We start from the raw sequence: 16,495 nt of genomic DNA, 5'->3' as shown, positions 1-16,495 counted from the left end.
AGGATCCGACCCCGCATCTGTTGGGGTCAGATCCCTTTCGCTGCGAAAGGGATCTGACCCCGATTCGCCGGATCAGCCGACGCGGGTACCGAAGATGCGGTCACCGGCATCGCCCAGGCCTGGCAGGATGTAGCCCTTGTCGTTGAGCTGGGCATCGATGGCCGCGGTGTAGATCTCCACGTCCGGGTGTACGGCCTTGACCGCCTCGATGCCTTCCGGCGCGGCGACCAGGAAGATGCCCTTGATGCGTCGGGCACCAGCACGCTTGAGCATGTCGATGGTGGCGATCAGGGTGCCGCCGGTGGCCAGCATCGGGTCCAGGATCAGCGCATCGCGCTCTTCCAGGCGGCCGGTCAAGCGCTCGAAGTAGGGGACCGGCTGCAGGGTTTCCTCATCGCGCTGCAGGCCGACCACGCTGACGCGGGCGGCAGGGATCAGCGACAGCACGCCGCTGAGCATGCCCAGGCCGGCGCGCAGGATCGGCACCACGGTGATCTTTGCACCGGCGATGCGCTGCACGGTGACCGGGCCGGACCAGCCGGGCAGGGTATGCGGCTCGGTGTCCAGGTCGGCGGTGGCCTCGTAGGCCAGCAGGGTGCCCAGCTCGTTGGCCAGTTCGCGGAAATCCTTGGTGCTGAGCGCAGCGTTGCGCATCAGGCCGATCTTGTGCTGCACCAGCGGGTGGCGCACTTCGACGATCTTCATGGTCGGGAAGGGGATAAAGGAGAGAGGGCTTCATTTTGCCGGATCAGCGGGCCGAACCCAAACCCGGCCCGGACCGCCTTACACGAAATGTGCAGACGCATGTCACGGCCATGCAACCTTGCGGACATACCGTGCAGACCCATTCTTAACAGGAATGGGGATTCCCAGTGCATATCAAGACTCCGTTGGCCGTTGCCATCACCCTGACCCTGGCGATGGGGGCCGCAGCACCGCTGCAGGCCGCCGGGCAGCAGGCGGTTGCCGCCACCGGCGCCGTGGCCGCCGACGCGGTCGACCTGGACCGCATCGAAGTGCGCGCCCAGCTCGAATCGCAGATCCGCGCGGTCGATCTCAAGCGCAGCAGCGATGCCATCGAGGACGCCGTGTCTTCCGATGCCCTGGGCCAGTACCCGGACAAGAACGTGGCCGAGTCGCTGCAGCGCCTGCCAGGCATCAGCGTGACCCGCGACCAGGGCGAAGGCCGCTTCGTGGTCATCCGCGGCCTGGATGCCAGCCTCAACAGCGTCAGCGTGGATGGCATTGCGGTGGGTACCCCGGAGGATTCCAGCCGCGCCGCGCCGCTGGACGTGATCCCGTCCGACTCCACCGAGCGCCTGCGCGTGGTCAAGTCGCCGACTCCGGACATGCCCGGTGATGCCATCGGTGGCGCCGTGCTGGTGGAATCGGCATCGGCCTTTGACCGCGACGGTCGCAGCCTGCGTGGCAAGATCGAAGGCAGCCACCAGCAGCTGTCCGGCGAGACCAGCCCCAAGGCCGCTTTCAACTACAGCGAAGTATTCAACGATACCTTCGGCGTGGCGCTGGGCGTGAACTACCAGAAGCGCACGTTCGAGTCGGACAACACCGAAGTGGAGTACGACGGCGAGGACGATGCCGCCCCCGGCGATGTCACCGCGATCAACCTGCAGCACCGCAAGTACGAGATCGAGCGCAAGCGCATCGGTGCCAACCTCAACCTCGACTGGCGCCCCAACGAAGACAGCAAGTACTACCTGCGCACGCTGTACAGCCAGTTTGACGATGCGGAGACCCGCCAGCGCGTGATCTTCAACTTCGACGACGCCAAGATGGTCAAGACCGGCACCGACCAGTACCGCCTGGATGGCATGCCGAAGGATTCCATCGACAAGCGCATGCGCTACCGCACCAAGAAGGAAAACACCTTCGCGGCCAGTCTTGGTGGCGAGAACAAGCTGACCAACGCCGTGGTCGATTACCGGATCGGCTACACCCGCACCGAGGAGCGGGTGAACGACGAGATGGAGGCCCGCTTCAAGCTTGATGGCAAGGTCTTCAATGGCACCCTGGACCAGCGCAGCCGCCTGCCCAGCTACAGCTTCGACAACCCGCAGTGGATGGACAACAGCAGCTACGCGTTCGATCGCTTCGTGCTCTCGCCCAAGCAGGTCAACGACAAGGAGCACAGTGCGCAGGTCAACGTGCGTTTCGACGGCGACAGCAGCAGCATCAAGTTCGGCCTGCTGGGCCGCTGGCGCGACCGCGACGTGAATGTGGACGAGCGCGAACTGCGCGTCGGCCCGAAGGTGGCGCTGTCGAGCTGGGGCACCTCCTCGCCGGAACACCGCCACGGCAACCTGGGTGACGGCATGGATTCGGCCGCGATGCGTGCCTTCTGGGCGGCCAATGGCGGCCAGTACAGCGCACGCCCGCAGGACGTTGGTGGCAACGCGATGACATCGCTGGAAGAGGACTATGTGGCCAGCGAAGACATCTTCGCCAGTTATGCGATGGGTACCTGGGACGTGGGCGCGCTGCGCATCATCGGTGGTGTGCGCGTGGAAAACACCCAGTTCAAGGCGATCGGCAACCAGGTGGACGTGGCCGCCAACGGCCGCAGCTTCACCGTCACCCCGCGCGTGGCCAACAGCAGCTACACCAACGTGCTGCCGGGCCTGCACCTGCGCTATGACGCGGCCGATGACTGGGTGCTGCGCGCCTCGGCCAACAAGACCGTATCGCGCCCGTCGTTCGGTGACATCTCGCCGCGCGTGGGTTACAGCCGGGGTGATGGGGACGTGCGCCTGGGCAACCCGGAACTGGACCCGTACGAGTCGAAGAATATCGATCTGTCGGTGGAGAAGTACATCGGCAGCACCGGCATCGTCTCGCTGGGCCTGTTCCACAAGTCCATCGATGGTTACATCGTGGAAACCCTGCGCACCAATGATCCGGCCTACGGCGGCCTGGACGTGACCCAGCCGATCAACGGGCGCAAGGCCACCGTGCGCGGTGCCGAATTCAACTGGCAGCAGCAGCTGGCGTTCCTTCCGGCCGGCCTGGACGGGTTGCTGGTCGGTGCCAGCGGCACCTGGCTGGATACCAAGTTCGATGCCGGCATCAAGGACCGTGCAGGCGAGGACTTCACCCTCCCACGCGCCTCCAAGCATGTCTACAGCGCACACATCGGCTACGAGAAGTACGGAGTGAGCACGCGTCTGGCGGCCGTTTACCGCAGCGAATACCTGGACAGCATCGGCAAGGGCCGCGCCTTCGACATCTTCGTAGCCCCCAACACCCAGCTCGACTTCTCGCTGGATTACAAGTTCACTCCGCGCGTAAGCATGTACTTCGAAGCACAGAACCTGCTGGACAAGCCGCTGGAGCTGTACCAGGGTACGCGTTCGCGCACCCTGCAGATGGAAGAATATGGCCGCACCTATGCGCTGGGCCTGAAGGTGGCACTGTGATGGGGCGGGGCATCACTGTCCTGGCCGCTGCGCTGGCGGTAGCACTGGCTGCCGGCTGCACGCCGGCCACCGGTAACGATCCTGCCGCTGCCACAACGGCTGCAAAGGCCAGCGGCGAACGGGCGGTGGCCACCATCGCCGAGGCGTTCCTTTCGCCGATGACCCCGGCCGACAACATCGACTCGCCGGCGGCGTGGCGCGCTCCGGACGGCAGGTTGTGGCTGATCGCCACCGCAAAAGCGACCGACAAGCTGGTGGTCTACGACGGCAGCACCGGCCAGCACCTGCGGGATGTCGGCAGCAGCGGCACCGCACCAGGGCAGTTCGACCGCCCAAACGGCATCGCGGTGATCGACGATCTGCTGTGGATCGTGGAGCGCGACAATCACCGCGTGCAGGTGTTGAGCCTGCCGGACTTCGCGCCGCTGGCGACATTCGCTGCGGACGACCTGCGCAAGCCGTACGGGCTGTGGGTCGACCGCCGTGCCGATGGCTACAGCGTCTACGTCACCGACTCCTGGGACAACGGCGAGGATGCGCAGGGGCGTGACATCCTGCCGCCGTTGGCCGAGCTGGACAAGCGAGTGCGCCAGTACCACGTCACCCGCGACGGTGCGAAGGTCGAGGCGAAGCTGGAGGCCAGCATCGGCGATACCACCGAGGCGGGAGCGCTGCGCGTGGTCGAGTCGATCTGGGGCGACCCGGACAACGACCGTCTGCTGATTGCCGAAGAGGACGAGAGCTACGCCAGCGAGTTCAAGGTCTACACCCTGACGGGTCGCTTCACCGGTACCACCTTTGGTCGCGACGTGTTCAAGGCGCAGGCCGAAGGTGTGACTCTGCGCACCTGTGGCAAGGACGGCTGGTGGATCACCACCGAACAGGGCAAGCAGCGTAGCGTGTTCCACCTGTTCGACCGGCACACGCTGAAGCCGGTGGGTGCGTTCCAGGGCAATACCGTGGCCAACACCGACGGCATCTGGATGATGCAGCAACCCAGCGTGCGCTTCCCGCACGGTGCGCTGTATGCAGTGCATGACGACCAGGGCGTGGTGGCGTTCGACTGGGAGAGCATCGCCAAGCAGTTGGCGTTGCCGCTGGAGTGTGGCGCATGAGCGGGCATTGCGTGATGCGTACGCTGGCGCTGGGCCTGCTGCTGGCACTGCCGTCGCTGTCGTTCGCAGCGGCCGAACCGAATACCCAGGTGCCGGCGGGGAGCCGGCACTACGCAGCGACGACGGTACCGGACCGCATCGTCGCCTCGCCTGCGGTCGATTCCAGCCATGGGTTCGCCGTGGCCTGGCGTACCGACGGCAGCGTGCAGGCACCGCTGCTGGAGATTGCCCTCGCCGCTGATTCGCCGGCCATCGAGGGCATCCGCCAGGTTCGCGCAACGACCCGTGCGCTGCAGACCGAGAACGGTCTGTCGCATCATCATCGCGCCGACATCAGCGGCCTGCAGCCGGATACCCAGTACGTCTATCGCGTGCAGGGCAATGGCAGCTGGAGCGCCTGGAACCAGCTGCGCACGCTGGCCGCGGCCGACCAGCCGCTGACCCTGCTGTATTTCGGTGATACCCAGAACAAGAACGTCAGCCATGTCAGCCGGGTAGTGCGTGCCGCGCAGAAGGCTGCGCCGCAGGCGCGCATGAGCCTGTTTGCTGGCGACCTGGTCAGCGGCGGCGATAACATGGATGACAGCGAGTGGGGTGAGTGGTTTGCTGCTACCAGCTGGCTGGCGCAGGAAACTCTGGTGGCCCCGGCCATCGGCAACCACGAGTATTTCGAGGAATTCGAGGATACCCCGCAGGAACGTCGCGTGCTGGGTCGCCACTGGCCGGTGACGTTCGCGCTGCCGGGCAATGGTGCCACCGCCGCACAGCAGACCAGCTACTGGTTCGATGCGCAGGGTGTACGCGTGGCCGTGGTCGATGGCACGTCGGCACTCGATCTGGGCACCGCCAAGGCGCAGGCACAATGGCTGGACAAGGTGCTGACCGGTAATCCGCATCCGTGGACCATCGTGCTGCTGCACCAACCCTTCTACTCGCCGCGCGAAGGGCGTGAGAACGCCGCGCTGCGTGATGCGCTGCTGCCGGTGGTACGCCGCCACAACGTCGATCTGGTGCTGCAGGGTCATGACCACACATACGGTCGCCGTGGCGAAGGGCAGGCCGCGACGCCGCAATACGTGGTTACCGTAGCGGGGCCGAAGCAGTATCGCGTTTCCGACGAAGCACGCAGGACGATGGATCCGGTGGCCGAGGACACCCAGCTGTTCCAGGTGCTGAACATCGATCCGCAGCACCTGCGCTATGAGGCACGCACCGTGACCGGTCGTCTCTACGACGCCTTCGAACTGCGCCGCGACGCCAACGGTGGCAAGCAGCGCACGGAGCTGACCGAAGGCCGCATCACGCCACGCGACTGCCCGCGCGCGCAGACCGCCAAGGGTCGTGCCGACCGCTGCTGGGAATGAGGACGCACCGATGACCATGCCCCGTCGCATCCTTCCTCTCGCTGCCATCGGCGCCGCCCTGTTGTTGCTGGCCAGTGCGGTGACCGCGGGTGACGCGGTGCTGCACCCGTTCCTGGTGGCGCAGCCGAAGCAGGCGCCGGAGGAAGTCCTCCTGGCGGTGGAGATTCCGGCCGGCAGCTTCACCAAGTACGAGATCAAGGACGATGGTCTGGTGCATGTGGATCGTTTCCAGTCGATGCCGGTCGCCTATCCGGCCAACTACGGCTCGATGCCGCGCACCCTGGCCGGTGACAACGATCCGCTGGATGCACTGGTGCTGACTCGCGAACCGCTGCATCCGGGCGTGATCGTGCGCTTCCGGCCGATCGGCTACCTGAAGATGATCGATGGTGGCGAGCACGACGAGAAGATCATCGGCGTGCCGACCGACAAGGTTGACCCGACCTACGCCAATATCCGCGATCTGAAGGATCTGCCGGAGGTCGAGCGGCAGCGCATCGAGGCCTTCTTCCGGGTCTACAAGGACCTGCCGGCGGGGCGCAACCCGGTGCAGCTCAACGGCTGGGGCAACGCCGCCGAGGCGCGTGCGCTGATCAGCGAGGCGATGAAGCGCTTCGAAAAATAGATCCACGCCACGCGTGGATTCACCCTATCAATGTCTCGATGAACGACTTGGCCTGCAGGCGGTCGCCCAGCGCCCGGGCCACCGCCTGCATGGCTGCTTCCTGGTGTTCGGGGCGGATGCCGCCATCGTCATCGTCGTTGTAGAGGTCATCGCCGGCATCGAGGTACACCGTGCCTGCAGCAGCCAGAGCCGCCATCAGGGTCGGCGCATCGGCAATGATCTCGCCGGCATCCAGCAGGCCGGCACCGTGATGGCTGAACAGCACACGGCCGTCGTCCAGGTCGAGGATGAACGGATCAGCGCCGCGATCGGCAATCACCAGCCAGTTCGACGGCCAGCCGTCGATCGGTTCGCCGCTGATGCCATGCCATCGATAGCCGGCCTGATGGCTCCATAGGCGTTGCAGCGGCGGTATCCAGACATCAAGGCCGGGAATGGTGATGCCGGCGTTGCCCACCCTGGCATTGATCTCATGGCCCAGCGGCCCGACCTGCGCGTAGAAGCGCGCCAGTACCGGGGGCAACGGGAACGGGCCCTGCCAGTCATGCTCCTGCTGGGCATGCAGCAGCCCGAAGCGGGCGAATGAGGCGTGCAGATCATCCATGTCAGAGTTCAACGGGTAGCGGCCGGGCAGCCTAGCAGACGGCGTCTGCGTGCAACGCCTTCACCACCGCTGGCTATCATGTGCGCCTTCCACAACGAAGGCGATGCATGTGTCGGTAGCGTTGGTATGGTTCCGCCGTGATCTGCGGCTGCAGGACAATCCGGCCCTGCAGGCCGCGCTGGACGCGGGTCACGATGTGGTGCCGGTCTACGTTCACGCGCCGCACGAGGAAGGCGAGTGGGTGCCGGGCGCGGCCTCCGATGCGTGGCGCCACCGTTCTCTGGATGCACTGGACGCCGACCTGCGCGCGCGCGGTTCGTCGCTGGTGCTGCGCAGCGGTGACAGCCTGCCGGCCCTTCAGGTGCTGATTGAGCAGACCGGCGCCGAGGCGGTGTACTGGAACCGCAAGTACGAACCTGCTACGCAGCCACGTGACGCCACCATCAAGCGCACGCTGCGCGAGCGGGGCATCGACGCGCAGAGCTGCAATGGCAGCCTGTTGTTCGAGCCCTGGGACATCGCGACCCAGCAGGGCCAGCCGTACAAGGTGTTCACGCCGTACTGGCGCAACTTACTCAGTCATTGGCGCCTGCCTGCGCTGCAGGCTGCGCCGAAGAAGCTGGCATCGCATGGTGTCGACAGCCTCGCACTGGAAGAACTGCAGCTGGCACCGATGCTGGACTGGGACGCCGGCTTCTGGGAGCACTGGCAGCCGGGCGAGGCCGGTGCGCTGGAGGCGCTGTCGGTGTTTGAGGATGGCGCGTTGCGCGGTTACCGCGAGCAGCGCGACCTGCCGGATCGCGTGGGCACCTCTCGAATGTCGCCGCACCTGCATTTCGGTGAGATCGCGCCGTGGCGCATCGCCCATGCGCTGGAAGACCTGCGCAGTGCGGGCACTGATGCCGACATCGACGGTTACCTGCGCCAGCTCGGCTGGCGTGATTTCGCCTACCACCTGCTGCACCACTTCCCGAAAACGCCCACCGACAACCTCAACCCGCGCTTTGATCGCTTCGCGTGGGCTACGCCCAGTGCTGCGCAGCTGCACGACTGGCAGCGCGGCAATACCGGGGTGCCGATCGTCGATGCCGGCCTGCGCGAGCTGTGGCACACCGGCTACATGCACAACCGGGTGCGGATGATCGTCGCCAGCTACCTGTGCAAGCACCTGCGTGCGCACTGGCTGCATGGCGCGCGCTGGTTCTGGGACACCCTGGTCGATGCCGACCTGGCCAACAACACGATGGGCTGGCAATGGGTGGCCGGGACCGGCGCCGATGCCGCACCGTACTTCCGCGTGTTCAATCCGGTCACCCAGGCCGAGAAGTTCGACCCGCAGGCGCGCTACATCAGCCGCTGGGTGCCCGAACTGGCCGCGCTGCCGGTGAAGGCGCGTTTCGCGCCGTGGCAGCATCCGCTGCTGCTGGAGGCACATGCGCCCGGCTACCCGCGCACGCCGCTGGTGGATCTGGCGGCGGGTCGTGATGCCGCGCTGGCCGCTTACCGCCAGTCGGGAGCGGGGTAAAGAGCGCGCTGAGCGATCCGGTCAGATAGCTGAACGCGGCCCTGTCGGCGCGCTGCGTCATCATTCCGGCATCGCACCGGGCTGTTTATTCTCTTGGCGCCCGCAAGCCGCCGGCCGACCGGAAACCAAGGAGAACCCCATGATCCGCAACACCACCCGCAACGTCGCACTGGCCCTGATGAGTGCGGCCGTCCTGTCGGCCTGCGCCACCGGCGGCTCCTATGTGCAGAGTGACCAGTACGGCAACCCGACCGAGCAGCAGAACCGCACCGGCCGCAATGCGCTGATCGGTACCGCCATCGGTGTGGCCGCCGGCCTGCTGACCGGCGACAGCGCCACCGAGCGTCGTCAGCACGCACTGATCGGTGCCGGTATCGGTGCGCTCAGCGGCGCCGCCGTCGGCCAGTACCAGGATCGCCAGGAACGCGCGCTGCGCGAGCGCACTGCCAACACCGGCATCGATGTGCAGCGCCAGGGCGACAACATCATGCTCAACCTGCCGGACGGCATCACCTTCGACTTCGGCAAGGCGACCCTCAAGCCGCAGTTCTACGGCTCGCTCAACGGCGTGGCAGGCACCCTGCGTGACTACAACCAGACCATGATCGAAGTGGTCGGCCACACCGACAGCATCGGCAGCGACGCGGTCAACAATCGCCTTTCCAAGGAACGCGCCGACTCGGTCGCGCAGTACCTGGTCGGCCAGGGCGTGCAGAGCGTGCGCATCGAAACGCTGGGCGCTGGCAAGTCGTACCCGATTGCCGACAACAGCACCGATGCCGGCCGTGCCAAGAACCGCCGCGTCGAGATTCGGGTGATTCCGCTCAAGCAATAACGCTACGCGTTATTGCTTGAGCCGGTCCGGCCATCGGCCGGAACGAAAATGCCGCCCTTGCAGGCGGCATTTTTGTGGGTGCCGAGCGTTGCTCGGCACGCCGAGAGCGCTCCCGGTCGCGGTTTCTCCGAACGGCTCCGACCAAGGTCGGTATCTACCAGAAAATTGGCGCACGGCATCGTTGTGGGTCATGCAGCCGAAGCCGCGACCTTCTCCAGGATCCGCTTGCCGCTGTTTTCCAGCGCGGCGTCTTCCTTTTCCTTCTGCTGCTGCGCCAGCTTCGCGCCCGGGCACTGCGCCAGCATGTAGTTGGCGTCGAAGTTGAGCTTCTCGACCAGGAAGTCGACGAACGCACGCACCTTCGGCGAGACCAGGCGGCCACCGGCGAACACGGCATTGAAGTCCACTTCCGGGCCGGTCCAGCCGGCCAGCACGCGGCGCACCATGCCGGATTCAACGAACGGCTTGGCCATCACATCGCCAGTCAACAGCAGGCCTTCGCCACAGACCAGTGCGCCATTGAGTGCGGACATGTCGTTGGCCGTCATCAGCGGGGTGACCGGAAAGTCGCGCAGCTCGCCGCCGTTCTCGCCCAACTGCCAGGTGAAGCGCGGCGAGTTGCCGGTGTGGTACGGCTTGCGCATCGCCAGGATGCGATGGAACTGCAGTTCTTCCGGGTGCAGCGGCTCGCCATAGCGCTCGATGTAGGCCGGGCTGGCGAACACCTGGGTGCGCAGACTGCCGAGCTTGCGCGCGACCAGATTGGAATCGGGCAGGGCACCGACGCGCAGCGCCAGATCCGCTTCGCCGGCGATCAGGTCCAGCTTTTCGTTGCCCATGTGCATGTCCAGGCGGATCTCTGGATACTGCGCATGGAACTGGCCCAGCAGCGGCGCAATCCAGGTGATGCCGATGGAATAGGGCACGGTGAAGCGCAGCCAGCCGCGCGGGCCGGACTGCAACTGGCTGACCGCGCTCTCGGCTTCTTCAAGCTCGCGTGCGATGCGTTGGCAATGTTCGTGATAGATCGAACCGGCTTCGGTCAGGCCGAGGCGGCGCGTGGTCCGGTGCAGCAGGCGCGCACCCAGGCGCGTCTCCAGTTCCTGCACCTTGCGGCTGACCGTGGTCTTGGGCAGGCCGAGCGATTTGGCAGCGGCAATGAAGCTGCCTTGCTCGACCACTTTGACGAAGATCAGCGTCTCGTTGAGATCGTGGGACATGGTCGGGGATCCAGGACGTCGGGGATGGGACAATCGTGACAGAACGATTGGACCGGGAGCGGGATGATTATTCCCCTTAATCAGGACTAATCAAGTAAAGGTTTGAGGTCTATCGTGGCGCCATTCGTGAAATGGAGCCCCCCTCGCCATGAGCCTGCGCAACATTCTTGCCCGCCTCCGGCATGCCGGCCAGAACGCCCTGGATCTGGCGATGACCGTCGAAGTCCGCCCGAGTTCCTTGGTACACAAGGACTTTCGTGAGTTTACCGCGCCCATGCGTCAGCAGCGTGGCGGTGTGATCCGCCTGGCCCCGCACAAGGGGGACCGGCTGCGTCGAATCGGGACTATCCCGGATTTGGGAGGAAATGTCCCGTGAATGGGATGCTGACGCCCGAAGTCCTGGTCCTCGGCGGCACCGGTGCCGTCGGCCAGGGCGTGGTTGGCGCTTTGCTGGAAGCCGGTAGCCCGGTGCTGGTGATCGGTCGCGATCCGGGCCGGCTGGCGGCGCTGCATGAGCAGTTCGCCGACGAGCCAGGCCTGGAGACGTTGCTGGGCTCGCTCAGCGATGACGGTTCGGCACGCACGCTGGCCGAACGCATCGCGCAGCGCCCGCGCCCGCTGGCCGCTGTGATCGCCGCAATGGGCGGCCCCTACCGCCGCGGCCGGGTGACCGACCGCAACGGCGACGAACTGCTGGGCGCGATGCAGGCTGACCTGATGCCGCACGTGCATGCGGTGCGTCATCTGCTGCCGCTGCTGCAGGACAACGTGCATGCGCGCCGCTACGTGATGATCGGCAGCCCGGCCAACGCCAAGCCCTGGGCGGGTTACGGCGAGACCTCGATCACCACTGCCGCGCTGCGCATGTATGCGCAGGTGGTGCACCAGGAAGCGCAGGCGCTGGGCGTGCGTGCGCAGATGCTGGAAGTCTGCAGCCCGGTGTGTACGCCTGCCAACGCGGCCAATGCCTGCATCGAGTGGCCCAGTTCGCTGCTGGTCGGCCGCCGCGTGGTCTCCCTGCTTGATGGATGCCGCGATAACCGCGCCATTGTCCGGTGCGACACCAGCGATGCCGAACTGCCGCGCGGCCTGCTGCACCTTGAAATTCCTCCGCTGTGGCGCGACACCGCTGGCGTCGCTTGACCTCGACCATGGTTGAGGTCGCAGGATACGCCGCCTGTTTTTGCAACACGTTCTCATCTAGCTGTACCACCCCTCCGTACGGATGCATGCCATGACTTCCCCCAATTCCACTCCACATCGTTTTGGCCATCGCATCGCGATGGTCGGCGTGTCGATTCTTGCCGCGGCCGTGCTGGCGGCCTGCAGCGGCGGCCATGCCGAAGAAGCTGGCGCACCGCCGCCGCCGCAGGTCAGCGCCGCGCCGGTGCTGGTCAAGCAGGTCAGCCAGTGGGACGAGTTCAGCGGCCGCATCGAAGCGGTGCAGAGCGTTGAACTGCGTCCGCGCGTGTCCGGCTACATCGACAAGGTCAACTACGTCGAAGGCCAGGAAGTGAAGAAGGGCGAAGTGCTCTTCACCATCGACGCGCGCAGCTACCAGGCCGAGTACGATCGCGCCGCCGCAGAACTCGCCCGCGCGCGCACCCAGGCCACGCTGGCCCGCAGCGAATCCGAGCGTGCCAAGCGACTGTCCGAACAGCAGGCCATTTCCACCGAGACGGCCGAGCAGCGTCGTGCTGCGGCCGACCAGTCCGGTGCCGCCGTACAGGCGGCGCAGGCTGCGCTGGATGCGGCTCGCCTGAATCTGGAGTTCACCAAGGTGCGAGCACCCATCGATGGCCGTGCCGGCCGCGCGATGGTCACCGCCGGCAACCTGGTCACCGCCGGCGACAGCGCCAGCGTGCTGACCACGCTGGTCTCGCTGGACACTGTCTTCGTCTACTTCGATGCCGACGAAAGCACCTTCCTGCGTTATGCACAGATGGCACGCAAGGGCGAACGCCCGAGCGAGCGTGACAGCGATCTGCCGGTGAAGGTTGGCTTGTCCGGTGAAGAGGGCTACCCGCATTCGGGCAAGGTCGACTTCCTCGACAACCAGGTCGCCCGCAGCACCGGCACCATCCGCGTCCGCGCGCTGCTGGACAACGCCGACCGCCAGTTCACGCCGGGCCTGTTCGCCCGTGTGCAGCTGCTCGGCAGTGGCCAGTTCCAGGCCCTGCTGATCGACGACAAGGCCGTGCTGACCGACCAGGACCGCAAGTACGTGTACGTGGTCGACAAGGAAGGCAAGGCCCAGCGCCGCGACATCCAGCTCGGCCGCACCGCCGACGGCCTGCGCATTGTCGAACACGGCCTGGCTGCCGGTGACAAGGTGATCATCGACGGCGTGCAGAAGGTCTTCATGCCGGGCATGCCGGTGCAGGCCAAGGCTGTGGCGATGCAGCCGCAGGCCGCGCCGCCGGCACCGGGGCGCGATGCCACCGCTGCACTGAACCACTGATCCGCCGGCTCCTGAACCGCGTCTCCGCTTAGCTGCCGGCGCCAGCGGCAGCCGTTCCTGCCTTCGTCAACGTGACGAGGGGCGGGGCGGCTGTTGCTCGCCGAATGCCTTTCCCAGGAATTCCTCCATGGACTTTTCCCGTTTCTTCATCGACAGGCCGATCTTCGCGGCGGTGCTGTCGATCGTGATCTTCGCCGCAGGCCTGATCACGATTCCCATCCTGCCGATCAGTGAGTACCCGGACGTGGTGCCGCCGTCGGTGGTCGTGCGCACGGTGTATCCGGGCGCCAACCCCAAGGTCATCGCCGAAACCGTTGCCACGCCGCTTGAAGAGGCGATCAACGGCGTCGAAGGCATGATGTACCTGAAGTCGGTCGCCGGTTCCGACGGCGTGCTGCAGATGACCGTCACCTTCCGCCCGGGCACCGACCCGGACGCAGCGGCGGTGAAGGTGCAGAACCGCGTGGCGCAGGCGCAGGCGCGTCTGCCCGAGGACGTGCGCCGGCAGGGCGTGACCACGCAGAAGCAGTCACCGACCTTCCTGATGGTGGTGCATCTGACCTCGCCGCAAGGCAAGTACGACACCCTGTACCTGCGCAACTACGCCCGCCTGCACGTCAAGGATGCGCTGGCGCGTATTCAGGGCGTGGGTGACGCGCAGATCTTCGGTGGTGGCGACTACGCCATGCGTGCCTGGCTGGACCCGGACAAGGTCGCCTCGCGCGGCTTGACCGCCAGTGACGTGGTGCGCGCCATGCGCGAGCAGAACGTGCAGGTCTCGGCCGGCCAGCTCGGCGCCGAACCGTTGCCGAACAGCCAGTTCCTGACCCTGATCAATGCCCAGGGCCGCCTGAAGTCCGAGAAGGAATTCGGCGACATCGTGCTCAAGAGCGGCGTTGATGGCGAAATCGTGCGCCTGGCCGACGTTGCGCGCCTGGAACTGGGTGCGGGTGACTACACCCTGCGCTCGCAGCTGGATGGCAAGAACGCGGTCGGTATCGGTATCTTCCAGTCGCCCGGTGCCAACGCACTGGACATCCGTGACTCGGTCATCGCCACGATGGACGAGATGCAGAAGACCATGCCGGCCGACGTGAAGTACGAAGCGGTGTACGACACCACCATCTTCGTGCGCGACTCGATCAAGGCCGTGGTCTCCACGCTGCTGGAAGCCATCGCCCTGGTGGTGCTGGTGGTGATCCTGTTCCTGCAGACCTGGCGTGCGTCGATCATCCCGTTGATCGCGGTGCCGGTGTCGGTAGTGGGTACCTTCGCCGCGCTGTACCTGCTGGGCTTCTCGATCAACACGCTGAGCCTGTTCGGCCTGGTGCTGGCGATCGGCATCGTGGTCGATGACGCGATCGTGGTGGTGGAGAATGTCGAGCGCAACATCGAAGAAGGCCTGTCGCCCACTGCGGCAGCCCATCAGGCCATGCGTGAAGTGTCCGGCCCGATCGTGGCGATCGCGCTGGTGCTGTGTGCCGTGTTCGTGCCGATGGCCTTCCTGTCCGGTGTCACCGGCCAGTTCTACAAGCAGTTCGCCGTCACCATCGCCATCTCCACGGTGATCTCGGCGATCAACTCGCTGACCCTGTCGCCGGCCCTGGCCGCGCGCCTGCTGAAGGCCCATGGTGCTCCGAAGGATGCGCCGACCCGCATCATCGACCGTCTGTTCGGTTGGGTGTTCCGTCCGTTCAACCGCTTCTTCAAGTCCAGCTCGGAGAAGTACGAGCGCGGCGTGTCGAAGATCCTCGGCCGTCGTGGTGCCGTGTTCGTGGTCTACGCGGTCCTGCTGGTGGGTACCGGTGTGATCTTCAAGCTGGTGCCGCCGGGCTTCATCCCCACCCAGGACAAGCTGTACCTGATCGCGGGCGTGAAGCTGCCGGAAGGTTCGTCGATCGCGCGTACCGATGAAATGCTGCGCAAGGTCGCCAAGATCGCCCAGGAAACCGACGGCGTGGCCCACACCATCTCGTTCCCGGGCCTGAACGCGCTGCAGTTCACCAATACCCCGAACACCGGTGTTGCGTTCATTCCGCTCAAGCCGTTCGCCGAGCGTCATGGCCGTACCGCCGCGCAGATCAATGCGGAGATCAACCAGAAGATCGCCGGTCTGCAGGAAGGGTTTGCCTTCGCGATGATGCCGCCGCCGATCCTCGGCCTGGGCAATGGCAACGGCTACCAGATGTTCATCCAGGACCGTGGCAACCTGGGTTACGGCGCACTGCAGAATGCCGTGCAGGCAATGCAGGGCACCGTTGCGCAGACGCCGGGCATGGCCTTCCCGATTTCCAGCTATCAGGCCAACGTGCCGCAGCTGGATGCCGAGGTGGACCGCGTCAAGGCCAAGGCGCAGGGCGTGCAGCTCACCGAGTTGTTCGACACCCTGCAGACCTACCTGGGTTCGGCCTACGTCAACGACTTCAACCAGTTCGGCCGTACCTGGCAGGTGATCGCCCAGGCCGATGGCCCGTTCCGCGAGAGCGTGGAAGACATCGGCAAGCTGCGTACCCGCAATGACCGCGGCGAGATGGTGCCGATCGGTTCGATGGTCACCATCAAGCAGACCTTCGGCCCGGACCCGGTGCTGCGCTTCAACGGCTACCCGGCAGCGGACCTGGCCGGTGAAGCCGACCCGCGCCTGCTGTCCTCGGCCGAGGCGATGAACAAGCTGACCGAGATCGCTGGCAAGGTGCTGCCGGTGGGCATGGCTACCGAATGGACCGACCTGAGCTACCAGCAGGCGACCCAGGGCAAGGCCGCCTTCATCGTGTTCCCGGTAGCGATCATGCTGGCCTTCCTGGTGCTGGCAGCGTTGTACGAAAGCTGGTCGCTGCCGCTGGCAGTGATCCTGATCGTGCCGATGACCCTGCTGTCCGCGCTGTTCGGCGTATGGCTGACCGGTGGCGACAACAACGTGTTCGTGCAGGTCGGCCTGGTGGTGCTGATGGGCCTGGCGTGCAAGAACGCGATCCTGATCGTCGAGTTCGCCAGAGAGCTGGAAATGGGGGGCAAGGGCATCGTTGAGTCGGCACTGGAAGCCTGCCGCCTGCGTCTGCGCCCGATCGTGATGACCTCCATCGCGTTCATTGCCGGCACCGTACCGCTGGTGCTGTCGCACGGTGCAGGCGCCGAGGTGCGCTCGGTGACCGGTATCACCGTGTTCGCCGGCATGCTGGGCGTGACCCTGTTCGGCCTGTTCCTCACACCGGTGTTCTACGTGGCCCTGCGCAAGTTCGTCACCCGCAACGGTGGTGGCCAGCTGGTGCAGCACGGCGAGCCGACCATCCACCACTGACATGGAACCCCGTC

General features: G+C 65.7%; 13 protein-coding genes. 10 read left to right on the top strand and 3 right to left on the bottom strand.

The features are described from left to right. Positions 1-72: 72 nt before the first annotated feature. On the bottom strand, positions 73-705 hold the full coding sequence (gene upp, locus ABR323_RS17725; RefSeq protein WP_126929103.1) for a uracil phosphoribosyltransferase: 633 nt from the start codon (positions 703-705) through the stop codon (positions 73-75). 215 nt (positions 706-920) lie between these two features. Between upp and ABR323_RS17720 the strand changes: the two genes are divergently transcribed. Genes ABR323_RS17720 through ABR323_RS17705 form a run of 4 tightly spaced genes read left to right on the top strand, consistent with a single transcriptional unit; the run spans position 921 to position 6,538 of the window. Beyond that, on the top strand, positions 921-3,434 hold the full coding sequence (locus ABR323_RS17720; protein WP_439450301.1) for a TonB-dependent receptor: 2,514 nt from the start codon (positions 921-923) through the stop codon (positions 3,432-3,434). Next, positions 3,434-4,549 (top strand): phytase, encoded by a 1,116-nt coding sequence (locus tag ABR323_RS17715; protein WP_439450242.1) that lies wholly within the window; start codon positions 3,434-3,436, stop codon positions 4,547-4,549. Before ABR323_RS17720 ends, ABR323_RS17715 begins: the two co-directional genes overlap by 1 nt. 14 nt (positions 4,550-4,563) lie before the next feature. After that, positions 4,564-5,913, top strand: coding sequence for a metallophosphoesterase (locus ABR323_RS17710; RefSeq protein ID WP_439450300.1), 1,350 nt, complete (start codon positions 4,564-4,566; stop codon positions 5,911-5,913). A 10-nt stretch (positions 5,914-5,923) separates the two neighbouring features. After that, positions 5,924-6,538 (top strand): inorganic diphosphatase, encoded by a 615-nt coding sequence (locus tag ABR323_RS17705; RefSeq protein ID WP_439450241.1) that lies wholly within the window; start codon positions 5,924-5,926, stop codon positions 6,536-6,538. A gap of 19 nt (positions 6,539-6,557) precedes the next feature. On the opposite strand, the gene ABR323_RS17700 is transcribed toward ABR323_RS17705, so the two are convergent. Beyond that, positions 6,558-7,142 carry a hypothetical protein gene (locus ABR323_RS17700; protein WP_439450240.1) on the bottom strand — a complete coding sequence of 195 codons (585 nt, stop codon included), beginning with the start codon at positions 7,140-7,142 and terminating at the stop codon, positions 6,558-6,560. Positions 7,143-7,251: 109 nt separating this feature from the next. Here ABR323_RS17700 and ABR323_RS17695 point away from each other — a divergent pair, with 109 nt between their 5' ends. Next, complete coding sequence (locus tag ABR323_RS17695; protein WP_439450239.1) at positions 7,252-8,667, top strand: cryptochrome/photolyase family protein; 1,416 nt, start codon at positions 7,252-7,254, stop codon at positions 8,665-8,667. A gap of 139 nt (positions 8,668-8,806) precedes the next feature. Next, positions 8,807-9,502, top strand: a complete 696-nt coding sequence (locus tag ABR323_RS17690; RefSeq protein ID WP_012510724.1) for an OmpA family lipoprotein — start codon at positions 8,807-8,809, stop codon at positions 9,500-9,502. Between the two features lie 188 nt (positions 9,503-9,690). Here the strand turns inward: ABR323_RS17690 and ABR323_RS17685 are convergent, their stop codons facing one another. Next, complete coding sequence (locus ABR323_RS17685) at positions 9,691-10,722, bottom strand: LysR substrate-binding domain-containing protein (protein ID WP_439450238.1); 1,032 nt, start codon at positions 10,720-10,722, stop codon at positions 9,691-9,693. Between the two features lie 148 nt (positions 10,723-10,870). On the opposite strand from ABR323_RS17685, the gene ABR323_RS17680 reads away from it, so the two are divergent. From ABR323_RS17680 to ABR323_RS17665, 4 genes are all read left to right on the top strand, one after another. Then, on the top strand, positions 10,871-11,098 hold the full coding sequence (locus ABR323_RS17680; RefSeq protein ID WP_439450237.1) for a hypothetical protein: 228 nt from the start codon (positions 10,871-10,873) through the stop codon (positions 11,096-11,098). Further along, positions 11,095-11,865: an SDR family NAD(P)-dependent oxidoreductase gene (locus tag ABR323_RS17675; RefSeq protein WP_439450236.1), complete on the top strand. Its 771-nt coding sequence runs from the start codon at positions 11,095-11,097 to the stop codon at positions 11,863-11,865. Before ABR323_RS17680 ends, ABR323_RS17675 begins: the two co-directional genes overlap by 4 nt. Positions 11,866-11,956: 91 nt before the next feature. Further along, a complete protein-coding gene (locus ABR323_RS17670; RefSeq protein WP_439450235.1) occupies positions 11,957-13,183 on the top strand; it encodes an efflux RND transporter periplasmic adaptor subunit in 1,227 nt (408 codons plus the stop codon). A 127-nt stretch (positions 13,184-13,310) separates the two neighbouring features. Next, on the top strand, positions 13,311-16,481 hold the full coding sequence (locus tag ABR323_RS17665; RefSeq protein WP_439450234.1) for an efflux RND transporter permease subunit: 3,171 nt from the start codon (positions 13,311-13,313) through the stop codon (positions 16,479-16,481). The last annotated feature ends 14 nt before the right edge of the window (positions 16,482-16,495 follow it).

The sequence above is a fragment of the Stenotrophomonas sp. ATs4 genome (assembly GCF_051861585.1).
Lineage (GTDB): Bacteria > Pseudomonadota > Gammaproteobacteria > Xanthomonadales > Xanthomonadaceae > Stenotrophomonas > Stenotrophomonas maltophilia_AS.
This window is presented reverse-complemented; position numbering and strand designations above follow the sequence as displayed.